Origin of the sequence: Pseudarthrobacter sp. AG30 (assembly GCF_003116525.1) — a bacterium.
Classification (GTDB): Bacteria; Actinomycetota; Actinomycetes; order Actinomycetales; family Micrococcaceae; genus Arthrobacter.
Window position 1 is genome coordinate 195,982 of record NZ_QEHL01000003.1, and the last position, 14,405, is coordinate 210,386.

General features: G+C 67.2%; 11 protein-coding genes. 6 read left to right on the forward strand and 5 right to left on the reverse strand.

The genetic code is table 11. The features are described 5' to 3' along the window. Positions 1-110: 110 nt before the first annotated feature. Positions 111-2,501 carry a bifunctional (p)ppGpp synthetase/guanosine-3',5'-bis(diphosphate) 3'-pyrophosphohydrolase gene (locus DC347_RS04140; protein WP_109044694.1) on the forward strand — a complete coding sequence of 797 codons (2,391 nt, stop codon included), beginning with the start codon at positions 111-113 and terminating at the stop codon, positions 2,499-2,501. Here DC347_RS04140 and DC347_RS04145 read toward each other — a convergent pair. The 3 genes from DC347_RS04145 to DC347_RS04155 all read right to left on the reverse strand — a co-directional run bounded on the left by DC347_RS04145 (position 2,382) and on the right by DC347_RS04155 (position 5,652). Then, positions 2,382-3,155: a type IV toxin-antitoxin system AbiEi family antitoxin gene (locus DC347_RS04145; protein WP_231369858.1), complete on the reverse strand. Its 774-nt coding sequence runs from the start codon at positions 3,153-3,155 to the stop codon at positions 2,382-2,384. The genes DC347_RS04140 and DC347_RS04145 overlap by 120 nt on opposite strands. A gap of 93 nt (positions 3,156-3,248) precedes the next feature. Continuing rightward, positions 3,249-4,766, reverse strand: coding sequence for a DUF349 domain-containing protein (locus DC347_RS04150; RefSeq protein ID WP_109044536.1), 1,518 nt, complete (start codon positions 4,764-4,766; stop codon positions 3,249-3,251). Positions 4,767-4,833: 67 nt separating this feature from the next. Beyond that, positions 4,834-5,652 (reverse strand): peptidylprolyl isomerase, encoded by an 819-nt coding sequence (locus DC347_RS04155; RefSeq protein ID WP_018761445.1) that lies wholly within the window; start codon positions 5,650-5,652, stop codon positions 4,834-4,836. A 226-nt stretch (positions 5,653-5,878) separates the two neighbouring features. Between DC347_RS04155 and hisS the strand changes: the two genes are divergently transcribed. Next, on the forward strand, positions 5,879-7,249 hold the full coding sequence (hisS, locus tag DC347_RS04160; RefSeq protein WP_109044537.1) for a histidine--tRNA ligase: 1,371 nt from the start codon (positions 5,879-5,881) through the stop codon (positions 7,247-7,249). On the opposite strand, the gene DC347_RS04165 is transcribed toward hisS, so the two are convergent. Beyond that, positions 7,246-8,511 carry an APC family permease gene (locus DC347_RS04165; protein ID WP_109044538.1) on the reverse strand — a complete coding sequence of 422 codons (1,266 nt, stop codon included), beginning with the start codon at positions 8,509-8,511 and terminating at the stop codon, positions 7,246-7,248. The two genes, hisS and DC347_RS04165, sit on opposite strands and share 4 nt — an antisense overlap. A 97-nt stretch (positions 8,512-8,608) precedes the next feature. Here DC347_RS04165 and aspS point away from each other — a divergent pair, with 97 nt between their 5' ends. Both aspS and DC347_RS04175 read left to right on the forward strand, forming a co-directional pair. Further along, positions 8,609-10,390, forward strand: a complete 1,782-nt coding sequence (aspS, locus tag DC347_RS04170) for an aspartate--tRNA ligase (protein WP_109044539.1) — start codon at positions 8,609-8,611, stop codon at positions 10,388-10,390. Positions 10,391-10,473: 83 nt separating this feature from the next. Further along, a complete protein-coding gene (locus DC347_RS04175; protein ID WP_109044540.1) occupies positions 10,474-11,295 on the forward strand; it encodes a GNAT family N-acetyltransferase in 822 nt (273 codons plus the stop codon). 17 nt (positions 11,296-11,312) lie between these two features. Here DC347_RS04175 and DC347_RS04180 read toward each other — a convergent pair whose 3' ends face one another. Then, positions 11,313-11,981, reverse strand: a complete 669-nt coding sequence (locus DC347_RS04180) for an acVLRF1 family peptidyl-tRNA hydrolase (RefSeq protein WP_018761440.1) — start codon at positions 11,979-11,981, stop codon at positions 11,313-11,315. 64 nt (positions 11,982-12,045) lie between these two features. Between DC347_RS04180 and DC347_RS04185 the strand changes: the two genes are divergently transcribed. Next, positions 12,046-13,509 carry a replication-associated recombination protein A gene (locus tag DC347_RS04185; protein ID WP_109044541.1) on the forward strand — a complete coding sequence of 488 codons (1,464 nt, stop codon included), beginning with the start codon at positions 12,046-12,048 and terminating at the stop codon, positions 13,507-13,509. A 171-nt stretch (positions 13,510-13,680) separates the two neighbouring features. Further along, positions 13,681-14,307, forward strand: coding sequence for a 30S ribosomal protein S4 (gene rpsD, locus DC347_RS04190; RefSeq protein WP_009357431.1), 627 nt, complete (start codon positions 13,681-13,683; stop codon positions 14,305-14,307). Positions 14,308-14,405: the final 98 nt, after the last annotated feature.

The following is a 14,405-nucleotide window of genomic DNA, read 5'->3' on the forward strand; positions in this document are numbered from 1 at the left end:
GGCAACGCATCCTCTGCGTTGCCCGGTCTTCGCATATGCGGGGCCGGTTATAAAAGTCACTGCCTTGGGGAATAGACTGGGGTAATTAAATGGTGGTGAGGGGTGCTTCATTGGAAGAACGATCGGCGTCGGCGCCTACGGCAGAGGATGATAAGAATCCTGCCGGTGTACAGGCCGGTATGGCATCTTCGGCGCGCCCCGGATCGTTGGTTCCCGTGGACAATTCAGGCTCGCGCGCGACGTTTCCCGGCCGCCGTGAGCGCACCAGGTCCCGGCTTGCCCGCCTGACCGGACGGGGGACGGCCACATACTCGCCCATCCTCGAACCACTGCTGCGGACGGTCCGGGCCAACAATCCCAAAGAGGACTTCGACCTCATCCAGCGCGCGTTCGACGTCGCCGAGCGAAGCCACCGCGGGCAAAAACGCAAGAGTGGCGACCCCTACATCACCCACCCAGTGGCCGTCGCCACCATCCTGGCAGAACTAGGGCTCAGCGGCACCACCTTGGCAGCGGCCCTGCTGCATGACACCGTGGAGGACACCCCCTACACCCTGGCGGACCTGAAGCGGGACTTCGGGCCCGAAGTGGCCATGCTGGTGGACGGCGTGACCAAACTGGACAAGGTCAGTTTCGGCGAAGCCGCCCAGTCCGAGACGGTCCGCAAGATGGTCGTCGCCATGGCCAAGGACATCCGGGTGCTGATGATCAAGCTGGCGGACCGGCTGCACAATGCGCGCACCTGGCGGTTCGTGTCCGCTGAGTCGTCAGCCCGCAAGGCGCGGGAGACCCTGGAGATTTTCGCTCCGCTCGCGCACCGCCTGGGCATGAACACCATCAAATGGGAGCTGGAGGACCTGTCCTTCGCGGCGCTCTATCCCAAGGTGTACGAAGAGATTGTCCGGATGGTGGGGGACCGGACCCCCGAGCGGGAAAAGAGCCTGGGCGTCATCCGCGACCAGATCACCGAGGACCTGCGTGCCGCCCGCATCAAGGCCACCATCACCGGCCGGCCCAAGCACTATTACTCGATCTACCAAAAGATGATTGTCCGCGACAAGGACTTTGACGACATCAATGACCTCATGGGTGTCCGTGTCCTGGTGGACTCCGTCCGGGACTGTTATGCAGCCCTGGGCACCATGCATTCGCGCTGGAACCCGCTGCCTGGCAGGTTCAAGGATTACATCGCGATGCCCAAATTCAACATGTACCAGTCCCTGCACACCACCGTGATCGGCCCCGGCGGCAAGCCGGTGGAAATCCAGATCCGCACGCACGAAATGCACCGCCGGGCCGAATACGGCGTGGCCGCACACTGGAAATACAAAGACCAGCCGAACCGCACCGCCGTCGGCCCCGGGAGCCCGCGCGACGGCGACATGGGCTGGCTGCGCTCCCTGGTGGACTGGCAGCAGGAAACGTCCGATCCGGGAGAGTTCCTGGACTCGCTCCGCTTTGAAATCAACGCCCGCGAAGTGTTCGTCTTCACCCCCAAGGGCGAGGTCATGGCGTTGCCGGCGGGATCGACACCCGTTGACTTCGCCTACGCCGTGCACACCGAGGTGGGGCACCGAACCATCGGCGCCCGGGTCAACGGGAAGCTGGTTCCGCTCAACAGCGAACTGAACCACGGCGACTGGGTGGAGATCTTCACCTCGAAAGCCGAGGGCGCCGGCCCCAGCCAGGACTGGCAGCACTTCGTTAAAAGCGCGCGGGCCCGCAACAAGATCCGGCAATGGTTCAGCAAGGAACGCCGCGAAGAGGCGATCGACCGCGGCAAGGAACTGCTGACCCGCGCCATGCGGAAGCAGAACCTTCCGCTGCAGCGGCTGATGACACACGAGGCCCTGGCCGCCGTGGCCGAGGAGTTCAAGTACACCGACATCTCCGGCCTCTACGCTGGCGTGGGTGACGGCCACACGTCGGCCCAGTCCGTCATGGAGAAGCTCATCGAGAGCCTGGGCGGCAACGAAAGCGCCGATGATGACGTCGAAGAGGTCAGCATCCCCACCCAGGTCACCAAGGCCCGCTTCTCCGATTCCGGCGTGGTGGTCCGCGGCGTGGGCGACGTCTGGGTGAAGCTGGCCCGGTGCTGTACCCCCGTGCCGCCGGATCCCATCCTCGGGTTCGTGACCAGGGGTTCGGGCGTTTCCGTGCACCGCACCGACTGCACCAACATCTCGGACCTCAAGGACCAGCCCGACCGGATCGTGGACGTTGACTGGGCGCCCACCCAGTCAAGCGTGTTCCTGGTGGAAATCCAGGTAGAGGCGCTCGACCGCAAATCGCTGCTCTCCGATGTCACCCGCGTCTTGTCGGAGAACCACGTGAACATCCTGGCGGCCAGTGTCCACACGTCCACCGACCGGGTGGCCATCTCAAAGTTCGCTTTTGAAATGGGCGACCCCAAGTACCTCAGCCACGTGTTGAGCGCGGTCCGACGGATCGACGGCGTGTTCGATGTCTACCGCACCACCGGGAACAAGCGCCGGAGCTAGCAGCGCCAGTTTTTCCAGCGCTGCCCGCTTGTGGGGAACCCGGGGTGTGGCTTCGATGGCACGGACAAGCAGCCGGAGTCCCACGTCCTGCTGCGGCCTGGCCAGTAAGGCCGTGAGGGCAGGCAGGGCTCGTTCCGCTTCCACGTGGAGGGCAATATCCAGCGCCGTCCGCAGCGGGGTGGAGACCATCAGCCCGCCCAGGCTGATGACATCGAGCGGACCAAGCTTCACTTCGTGAAGGGTGCAGCCGCGCGTGTTCCGCAGGCTCGATACCCTCCGTTTCGTATCCACCAGCAGTGCAAGCCGGTCAGGTTCCGCGGCACAACCGAAGATCCAGGCAGCGGTCATCCGGCCGGCCACCACACGTTGCCGTACCGCCGCGGGGACCACTGCGGCGGCCGCCCGGGCCCGGAGCTTCGGCGAGGCGGGCATCCCGGGCAGGGTGTAGCCGTGTTGGTGGAACCGGGCCAGCAGACCGTCGGCGGCGAGTGACTGCAGTTCGGGCGCAGCAAAGGGAGCCCCGGGGGCGTAGAGCTCCGGAAAACGGGGCGCTGAGGCGGCGTCTGTGCCCTGGAGTTGGCTGCCTGCACCGGGAGTGCCCGCAACGGAAGTGCTGGGTTGCCCGGGAGCCGGAGGAACTGGTGCTGTGGCCATGTCCCTATCCTGCCCGGATGGCCGTTAACGAGCACAGGCCCGGTCCGGGTTATGTGGATAACCGGACCGGGCCCGCGTCAGTCAGGGGAAGCGTCAGGACAGCTCGCTGGCCGAGCGCTGGATCTGGTCCAGCCATGCCTGGCGGGCTTCGAGGGCTTCCTGGGCGGCCTTGATCTTGCGCTGGTCGCCGCTCTTCTCTGCCTTTGCGAGGTCCTCCTGGAGCCCTGCAATGGCGGACTCCAGCTGTGACAGGGCGCTGTTGGTGCGGGCCTTGCGCTCCGGGTTGGACCGCTGCCACTGCTCTTCCTCGGCGTGGCGGACGGCGTCCTCCACCTTCCGCAGGCCTGCTTCAATCCGGCCCATGTCTGCCCGGGGCACCTTGCCTGCTTCTTCCCAACGGTCACGGACGGACTGCAGTGCCTTCTTTGCGGCCGCGAGGTCATTCACCGGGAGGATCGCGTTGGCCTCAGCCAGCAGCTCCTCCTTGACGGCGAGGTTGGCCGTGTACTCCTGGTCAATCTCGTCGTTGGCAGCCTGGCGGGAGGTGAAGAACACGTCCTGGGCGGCGCGGAACCGGGCCCACAGTGCGTCGTCGTCCTTCCGGCTGGCGCGCGGCGATGCCTTCCACTGGTCCATTAGCCGGCGGTACTCTCCGGCGGCGAAGCCCCAGTCCGTCGAGGTGGACAGCGCCTCAGCCTCGGCGATCAGCTTCTCCTTGGCGGCCTTGGCCGCCGAGTTGTTGCTGTCCAGCTGCGAGAAATACGCCCTGCGGTGGCGGTCGAAGACGGTACGTGCAGCCCTGAACCGCTTCCACAGTGCATCCTCGTTGCTGCGGCCCAGCCGGACACCGCTCTTCTGCGCGGCCTTCCAGTTCTCGAACAACTCGTTCATCCGGGCACTGGAAGTCTTCCACTGCGTCTGCGCGGGATCCTGGCCGGAGATCTCCTCCGCTTCAGCCACGATGGCTTCCCTGGCCGCGAGTTCGGCGGCGCGGACGGCGTCGTGCTCGGCCTTTTCGGCTTTCTCGAGTTCCGTGATCTGGCCGGCCAGCTTTTCCAGCCTGGCCTCGGCGGCGCGGAGGTCGCCCACCATGTTCCGCTCGGCGAGCTGCTCGTGCAGGTGGGTCACGGTCTTCTGCATGTCAGTGCTGGGAGCCTTGGAGCTGACCCGCTGTTCCAGGAGCACGATCTGTGCCACGACGTCGTCGTACTTCCGGGCGAAGTAGATCAGGGCTTCCTCGCCGCTGACGCCGGGGTACTGCCCAACCGGGTGCTCACCGCCGTCGATCGTCAGGTAAACGTGGCCGTCCCCTTCCACCCGGCCCCACTTGGAGGCCTCGGCGACGGACGTGCTGGGAGCGGCAGGAACGGGTGCGGCGGCAGGAGCGGCTGCAGCAGGCTTCGGGCGCGACGCAAACGCGGCAGGAGAAGGCGCGGAAGGCCGGGGGCCCGCAGCAGGTGCTGTGGAGGGCGTTTCCTCGGGAGCGGCCTCTTCCGGGGCTGCGGATGCCGGTGGGTTGGTTGCTTCGGTGCCGGCGCCTTCGCTGGTGTCCGAGGCCGCCGCCACGGTCAGGTCTGTTGCTGTTTCGTCGGATTTCTGACTGTCTGTCACCGCTAAAAGTCTTTCGCTTGGAGGGAAATACTCACGTACTGCACCGTGTCCGCTTGGGCCCGGCGTCCTACTTCAGAGAAAACGAGTCTATCGTGACTGGTTGGATCGGTGCGCCGTCTGTGTCACTGGCCCCGGGCTTAATACCTGCGGCGGCAATCTTGGTCACTGCGTCCAGCCCGGAGGTCACTTTGCCCACCACCGTGTAGCCGCCGGCAGAGTCAGGATTGATGACAGTGTCCTTGTAGACAATGAAGAACTGCGTGCCGTTTCCGTAGGCGTTGTTGCCGCTCCGCGCCACGGCGATGGTTCCTGCGGGATATTTGTTGTCGGCAGGAGCATTTTCCAAGGGGCCCCAGGTGTAGTTCGGGTCACCCTGGCCGTCACCGTTGGCGGAGCCGCATTGCAGGACACCGAACTGGTCCGCTGTGGTCAAGCGGTGGCAGGTCTTGCCGTTGAAAAAGCCTTGGTCGCTGAGTGACTTGAACACTGCGGCCGCTTGGGGCGCCTTGGTGCCGTCCACTTCCACGCCAAGGGGGCTGCCGTTCAGCGACAGCTCACCGGAGAATGTCTTGCCGGCGGCGGTCTCGGCTGCGGGAATGTTCGCCCCGTTGGATACTTGCGGAGACGGGGTGGCGGAGGCGCTTGCGGACGCCGACGGGTCGGTCAGCCCGGCCTGCGCGGCAGCGTATTCGTCCTCGGTGGGATTTCCGGCGAAGGCGGTGAGTTGAAGCACGACGGCGAGCGCGACGGCGGCGGCTCCCGCGCCGGCGGCCACGAGGTTGTCGCGTTTGCGCCGCTTCTCCTGGCTGCGCCGCAGCTCGCGCTTGGCCTCCATTTGCTGGATGCGCCGTTTTGTTTCGCGGGCACTGCGTGAACTGGCCGCCAAGGGTCCTCCTCGTCGTCGGGCTGCTGATGCCCGGCGGATGGCCGCCGGGCGCAGGTGGGGCCGCCATCAGCGCCGGTCCGCTGCATTAGAGATGCACACGGATGGCGCATAAACTGGCTGCCGCACATAGTTTATGCATGGCTGGCTGTGCTGCCGCCGAACGTCGCCTTGGAGCGGCGCGCGGGCAGCCCCCGGCGCACCTTTCACCGTAAGGAGAACTTTCCCCATGGCACGCACCGCCTCCCTGTCCGGATTCCCCGAGTGGCTTCCCGAGGAGCGGCTGGTGGAGCTGCACGTGCTCGATACCCTGCGCCGGGTCTTTGAACTGCACGGGTTTGCCTCGATCGAAACCCGCGCCGTGGAAACGGTGGGCCAGTTGTTGCGCAAGGGAGAGATCGACAAGGAAGTGTACGGACTCAGCAGGCTGCAGGAGGACGAGGGCGACAACCCCGTCAAGGGCGGCAAGGCCGATCCACACGCCCTTGCCCTGCATTTTGACCTGACGGTCCCGTTTGCCCGGTACGTCGTGGAAAACGCCGGGTACCTGGCGTTCCCGTTCCGCCGGTACCAGATCCAGAAGGTGTGGCGCGGCGAGCGGCCCCAGGAAGGCCGGGCCCGGGAGTTCACCCAAGCGGACATCGATGTTGTGGGCGACGGTGAGTTGCCGTTCCGCTACGACGTGGAGATTGCCCTGGTGATCGCTGAGGCGCTCAGCGCGCTTCCCATCCCGGACTTCCGCCTCCGGATCAACAACCGCAAGCTGGCTGAAGGCTTCTACCGGGGGATCGGGCTCGATGACACCGCGGGCGTGCTGCGCAGCATCGACAAGCTAGAAAAAATCGGTCCCGCCAAGGTGGCGGAGCTGCTGAAGACAGAGCTCGGTGCCACCGACGAGCAGGCAGCCAAGGCGCTGCAGCTGGCGGCCATCCGCACAGAAGACACCTCGTTCGTGGCGAAGGTCCGCGCCCTGGGCGTCAGCGACGAGCTCCTGGACGAGGGCCTGGATGAACTGGAGCAGGTGATCGATGCCGCCGTGCAGCGCGCCCCCGGCAAGGTGTTGGCGGACCTGAGCATCGCCCGCGGCCTGGACTACTACACTGGCACTGTCGTGGAGACCGTCCTGGTAGGCCATGAACAGCTGGGATCGATCTGCTCCGGCGGCCGCTACGATGCACTGGCGTCCAAGGGCAACCGGAAGTTCCCCGGGGTGGGCCTGTCCATCGGCGTCACCCGCCTTGTGTCCCGGATCCTCAGCCAGGACCTGGCCAGGGCCTCCCGTTCCGTGCCCACCGCCGTGCTGGTGGCCCTGAGCCACGACGACAGCTGGGGCGCAGCGCAGGACGTTGCTGCTTTGCTTCGCAGCAGGGGCATCCCCACGGAGGTCGCGGCGAAAGCGGAGAAATTCGGCAAGCAGATCAAGTTCGCCGACCGGCGCGGAATCCCGTTCGTATGGTTCACGGACGACGACGGCACGCACCAGGTCAAGGACATCCGGACCGGTGAACAGGTGGTGGCAGCCCCGGAGACCTGGGCCCCGCCGCTGGAGGACCTCACCGTCCAGGTGAGCACCACGGCCACCGCACCGGCGTCGGCCTAGCGGCCGCGCGGCCGGCCGTGCTGGCGCTGCCTGAAGCGCAGCACCAGCCAACGGCCGGCCATACCCGCGGCCAGGACCGCTGCCATGGTCAGCAGGGGAGCCGGCGGCAGCGTGAAGGCCAGCACCACGCACCCCAGGAAGCCCGCCGCGTTCAGCCAGCGCGGCGCGTAGCCCGGATGCGAAGCAAGGGTGTAGGCGGAGGCGTTGGCAACGGCGTAATACACCAGCACCCCGAAGCTTGAGAAGCCCACCACGGTCATTACGTCCGTGGTCAGCAGGAGCAGGATCACGACGGCGGCCACGGCCAGTTCCGCGACGAACGGAACGGTGTGCGCCCCGCCCACCCTGGCCAGGGTGCGGGGAAGGTCACCTTCCCGCGCCATGGCCAGCGTCGTGCGTCCGACGCCGGTGATCAGCGCGAGCAGGGCGCCCAGGCATGCGGCGGCGGCGCCCACCTGCACCAGTGGTGCACCCGCCGCCAGCTGCGATGCCAATACCGCGTCCAGGAGGGGAGTCCTGGCAGCAGCGAGCCGGTCTCCCAGGTGGGCCTGCAAAAGTAGGGCCAGCAGCAGGTAGATGGTGAAGGCGGAGGCCAGCGCGGCCAGAATGGCCCGCGGAATGGTGCGGGAGGGATCTTTGACTTCTTCGCCCAGTGTGGCGATCCGCGCGTACCCGGCGAAGGCGAAAAACATCAGCCCGGCTGCCGGCAGGACCCCCGCCGGGCCACCGGAACCCGGACCGGCCGCGTCCGCCGCGGGATGCGGGCCAAGGACTGCGGCAACTCCGACGAACACCAGGGACGCCACGACCACGCACAACAAGATCCGCGTGAGCTGGGCAGTGCGGGTAATCCCCAAGAGGTTGATGCCGGTCAGGGCAACCACGGCAGCGACGGCCACCGGCACGGCATAGCCCGGTGCGACGTAACTGCCGAAAGTCAAGGCCATGGCCGCGCAGGACGCGGTCTTCCCCGTGACGAATCCCCATCCGGCGACAAAGCCGGGCCACTCACCCAGTTGCTTCCGGCCGTAGACATAGGTGCCGCCGCTGGTGGGGTACCGCGCGGCAAGCGCCGCGGAGGCAACAGCGTTGCAGTATGCCACGACACCGGCGAGGACCACGGACCAGGCCAGCAGGTTGCCGGCCAGGGCTGCGGCGGGGGCGAACACCACGAACACGCCGGCGCCCAGCATGGAGCCAAGGCCCATGGCGGTGGCATCGAAGGCGCCGAGCCGGCGTTGGAGCTGCTGGGGTTGGGCCATGAGGCGGCAGTACCTTTCCAGCGGGTAAACTCGGACGGGATCGTTCCCGGAACGATCATATTGAACTTCCCACTGTTTTCCCGCAGAAAGGCGTGCTGTGCTGCGCACACATGACCTCGGATCCCTCCGTTCCGAGCACATTGGACAAACCGTAACCCTGGCCGGCTGGGTGGGCCGCCGTCGTGACCACGGTGGTGTGGCCTTCGTGGACCTGCGCGATGCTTCCGGCGTCTCGCAGGTGGTGGTGCGTGAAGAAGAGGTCTTCCATGGCCTGCGCAACGAGTACGTCCTGCAGGTCAAGGGCACTGTTTCCCGCCGCCCCGAGGGCAACGAGAACCCGGCGCTGGCCACGGGCGAGATCGAGGTCATCGCCGAGGACGTCACCATCCTCAACACGTCGGACCCGCTGCCCTTCCAGATTGACGAGCACGTCGAGGTGGGCGAGGAAGCGCGCCTCAAGCACCGCTACCTCGACCTCCGCCGTCCGGGCCCCAGCCGGAACCTGCGCCTGCGCTCCGAGGCCAACCGCGTGGCCCGTGAATTGCTCCACGACGAGGGCTTCGTGGAGATCGAGACCCCGACGCTGACCCGCTCCACGCCGGAAGGTGCCCGCGACTTCCTGGTTCCGGCCCGCCTGGCGCCGGGTTCCTGGTACGCCCTCCCACAGTCCCCGCAGCTGTTCAAGCAGCTGCTGCAGGTGGGCGGCTTTGAGAAGTACTACCAGATCGCCCGCTGCTACCGGGACGAGGACTTCCGCGCGGACCGCCAGCCGGAATTCACGCAACTGGACATCGAGGCCAGCTTCGTGGACCAGGACGACATCATCCGGCTGGGCGAGAACATCGTCAAGGCCGTATGGCAGCTCATCGGTGCCGACATCCCCACCCCCATCGAGCGCATCACCTATGCGGACGCCATGGCGCGCTTCGGTTCCGATAAGCCTGACCTTCGCTTCGGGCAGGAACTGACCGAGCTCACCGAATTCTTCAAGGACACCAACTTCGGCGTCTTCAAGGCCCCCTACGTCGGCGCAGTCGTGATGCCCGGCGGCGCTTCGCAGGCACGCCGCGCCCTGGATGCCTGGCAGGAATGGGCCAAGCAGCGCGGCGCCAAAGGCCTGGCCTACGTCCTCTACAAGGAAGACGGCGAACTCGCGGGCCCCGTGGCCAAGAACCTCACCGACACCGAACGCGCCGGCCTGGCCGACGCCGTCGGCGCCAAGCCCGGCGACTGCATCTTCTTCGCCGCCGGCGAGAAGACGCCATCGCGTGCCCTGCTGGGCGCCGCGCGCGTGGAAATCGGCCACCGCACCGGCCTGATCGACCCCACCGCATGGGCTTTCTGCTGGGTCGTGGACGCACCCATGTTCGAGCCTGCCGCCGCCGCCATCGCCTCCGGTGACGTCGCCGTCGGTGCCGGCAAGTGGACCGCCGTCCACCACGCCTTCACCTCACCGAAGCCCGAGTTCCTGGACACCTTTGACAAGGACCCGGAATCGGCGCTGTCCTACGCTTACGACATCGTGTGCAACGGCAACGAAATCGGCGGTGGCTCCATCCGTATCCACCAGCGTGAGGTCCAGGAACGGGTCTTTGAGCTCATGGGCCTGGACAAGGAAGACGCGCAGACCAAATTCGGCTTCCTGCTGGAGGGCTTCAAGTACGGCGCACCCCCGCACGGCGGCATCGCCTTCGGCTGGGACCGCGTTGTTTCGCTGCTCGCCGGCGTGGAGTCCATCCGCGACGTCATCGCCTTCCCGAAGTCCGGCGGCGGCCACGACCCCTTGACCGAGGCTCCGGCGCCCATTACGCCGCAGCAGCGCAAAGAGGCCGGCGTGGACTTCAAGCCGGAGGCTAAGAAGCCGGAAGAAAAGAAGTAGACGAAGGACGGCAGCCGCAGGGCGCCGTCCGTCACCGAAGGTTCCCCGGGGAAACCGGGGGACCTTCGGCCTTTAAGGAAGGAATGCCGGTGGCGAGCCCGGACGATGTGAAACCCAGTGCCCTGGAACTCGAATCTGCCATGGACGCAGCGTGGCCGGCCCGGGAACGGCAGGAGGCCGGAAACTGGGTGCTCCGGGCGGCGGATGGCGTCACGCAACGGGCCAACTCCATCTGGCCGCGTGTCCTGGAGGACGGCCACCCCGACGGCGACCTGGCCGCCTTGCTCGCCGAAGCAAGGGCCTGGTACCGCCTCCGCAGGCTGCCCGTCATCTTCCAACTGTTCGACCACCCCGCCACGGCAGCACTCCACGACCTGCTCGACGCCGAGGGGTTCACGCGCCAGTCCGAGACCGTGGTCATGACACGCAGCGCGGCCGCGGGCGGTACCCCTGAAGGCGGCCATAACGGCGCGGCGGTTGAACTGGCACCGATGCCGTCCGAGGACTGGCTGCGGGTCTGGTGGGAGGTGGACGGCCGGGGCGGCAAGGATGCCTTGGGTACCGCACGGGCAATCCTCGAAGGTTGTCCGTCGCTCTACGCCCTGGCGCGGGACAGCGACGGCCGCGCCGCCGCCGTCGGACGCCTTGCCATGCCTGCCGGCAGCACCCTCGGTGGGGTGTACGGCATGGCCACACGGACTGACGCGCGCCGCAAGGGGTTTGCGGCAGCCATTCTCCATGCGCTGCTGCATGCCGGCGTCGACCACGGTATGACGGACTTCTGGCTGCTGGTGACGGCGCAGAACCATGGTGCCCGGGAGCTCTATTCAAGGGCGGGCTTCAGTGAGTACGGGCGCTACCTGTACCGCCAGGAGCGGCCCCGCCGGCCGCTGACGGGCTGCTGACCAGGCGGCGGCCCACGTTAGCCTGACGGGTCGGTTACCTGGACCCGGACGGAGCAGGCGTCCGCCGCGGCCTTCTTCAGCACGGCCGCCCGCGGCTCAATGACGTCGAGATATGCGAGGCGGGGCAGCGGGAGATAGGGCCGCAACGGCGGTTGCTGCAGGACAAGGTCAGCCAGGGCCCGGTCACCGCCCGGCACCACGTACTCGAACGGCGCACCACCGAATACCCCAGCCGCTTGTTCCGCCACGGAGGCCACCAAGGCATCCGCCTGGTTGGAACGGCGCCGGGCAAACCGCTGCTGGGACTGGCCGCCCGCCGCGGTACGCGACTGAACGTACCGGGTCCCGGCCTTGGACGCCAGCAGCATGCCTTCGCATGCCACCCCGACGCCGTAGCCGCCCCGACGCACCAGGAGCAGTCCCAGCCGGCGCGGCTGGGACGCAAGGGCGGCCAGCCGATCCACCGGGCCGTTGCCGCGTCCTGGACGGCCGTCAGCCGGCCACGGCGCCTGCAGGAGCGCCTCAGTGCCGTCAGCGGCCAAAAGCCGGAGACCGTCGTCGTCATCCCGCAACCGGAAGCCGCCGTGGGAGGAGCCGAAGCGTTCCACCCAGCCGGCCAGCCGGGCGCCGGCCACGAATGCCGTCCGGACCGATGGCGGGCCGCCGGCGGAAGCGGTGGCGGGCATAAGTGTTCCTTCGCTGTGGTGGGGGCGGGAAAATGCAGGAGGGGACTGGAAGTAGCCTATCTATGTGGATGATCTCTTCGGGCACGGCCCAGAAAACGACGACGACGACGATGCCGTCGCCGAGGCAGGCGCCGGTACCGGAGGACAAGGCGCGCGAGGACAGGGTGCACGCGGACAGGGATCGCCGCGGAGCCCGCTGGCGGTGCGCATGCGGCCGCGCAGCGTGGATGAGGTGGTGGGCCAGCAGCACCTGCTCGGCCAGGGTTCACCCCTGCGGCAGCTGGCGGCGGGCGCCGACGCCGCGGGCCCGGCGGGTCCCAGCTCGCTGATCCTGTGGGGACCCCCGGGCACCGGAAAGACCACCCTTGCGCATGTCATTGCCCGCGGGCCCGGACGAAAATTCGTTGAATTGTCCGCCATCACGGCAGGGGTCAAGGACGTCCGGCGCGTCATGGACGACGCCCTGACGGCCCGCGACCTCTACAAGACCACCACCGTGCTCTTCCTGGACGAGATCCACCGGTTCAACAAGGCCCAGCAGGATGCGTTGCTGCCAGGGGTCGAAAACCGCTGGGTGGTCCTGGTGGCGGCCACTACCGAGAACCCGTCCTTTTCCGTGGTCTCCCCGCTGCTGTCACGGTCCCTGCTCCTGACGCTCAAGCCACTCACGGACGCCGATGTAGAGGGCCTGCTGGTGCGGGCCGTGGAAGACCCCCGCGGTCTCGGCGGCAAGGTCAGGCTTGGCGACGAGGCCCTTGACCACCTGGTCCGGCTCTCCGGGGGTGACGCCCGCCGGGCGTTGACGGCGCTGGAGGCCGCGGCGGGGGTTGCCTTCGGTGACGCGGACGACGTCGAACGTTCCGTCCCGGAGGGCAGCGGCACCACCGAGCCGGTCACGGTGGAGTTGCGCCACACCGAGCGTGCCCTGGACGCTGCCGCGGTGCGGTACGACCGGGCCGGCGACCAGCACTATGACGTGGCCAGCGCCTTCATCAAGTCCATCCGGGGCTCCGACGTGGATGCCGCACTGCATTACCTCGCGCGGATGCTCGAAGCGGGGGAGGACCCCCGGTTCGTCGCCCGGCGGATCGTCATTTCCGCGGCAGAGGATGTGGGCATGGCGGATCCCACCGCGCTCCAGACGGCGGTGGCCGCAGCACAGGCAGTGCAGCTCATCGGGATGCCGGAAGGGCGGATCATCCTGGCCGAGGCAGTGGTCCACCTGGCCACCGCGCCGAAGTCCAACGCCGCCTATATGGGCATCAACAAGGCGATCGCCGATGTGCGGGCCGGCCTCGGGGTCGGAATCCCCGCCCACCTGCGCGATGCACACTATCCGGGCTCCAAGCAGCTGGGCCATGGTGTGGGCTACAAGTACGCCCACGATGCTCCGCACGGGGTGGCCAGCCAGCAGTATCCGCCGGATGACCTGGTGGGGCGGGACTACTACCAGCCAACGGGCAATGGAGCCGAACGGGACATCGCCGTGCGGCTGGAGCGGCTGCGGAAGATTGTGAGGGGCACGTAGCTGCCGTGGTAGGCTATATGTTTGTCTGGCAAGGCCCGGCGCACAATCTCCCCAATTTTACCGTTGAGAAGGTTATGCCCTGTGCCCAGTAGCAAAAGGCAGCGGTTGGCCGATGCTCTCCATCGTGGAGGCCAGTAACACTGACACACCGCAGATATTGGAAGGACACAAGTGGCTAACAACACTCGTGCTCGCCGTCAGGCCCGCCTCTCGCGGTCCCTCGGCATCGCTCTGACCCCCAAGGCCGCCAAGTACATGGAGCGCCGCCCGTACGGCCCCGGTGAGCATGGCCGCGCCCGCAAGAAGCAGGACTCCGACTACGCCGTACGTCTGCGCGAAAAGCAGCGCCTGCGCGCCCAGTACGGCATCCGCGAAGCACAGATGACCCGTGCCTTCGAAGAAGCCCGCCGCACCAAGGGCCTGACCGGTGAGAACCTCATCGAACTGCTCGAAATGCGCCTTGACGCCCTGGTCCTGCGTGCCGGCTTCGCCCGCACCATCGCCCAGGCCCGCCAGCTGGTTGTGCACCGCCACATCATGGTTGACGGCGTCCGCGTTGACCGTCCGTCGTTCCGCGTCGGCGAGGGCCAGCTGGTCCACGTCCACAGCCGCAGCGAGACCATGGTTCCGCTCCAGGTTGCCGCCGCCGGTGCCCACCGCGACGTCCTGCCTGCCGTTCCGGCCTACCTGGACGTCAAGCTGGAAGCCCTGCAGGCCCGCCTGGTCCGCCGCCCCAAGCGTTCGGAAATCCCGGTGACCTGCGAAGAGCAGCTCGTCGTCGAATTCTACGCACGCTAAATCCCAGCAGCGTATCCAAAGAAGCCCGTGGCAAGCGCCACGGGCTTCTTTGTATGTAAGGTACTTGGGGGACATCTGCGCATCGGGCCTTCCGGGCC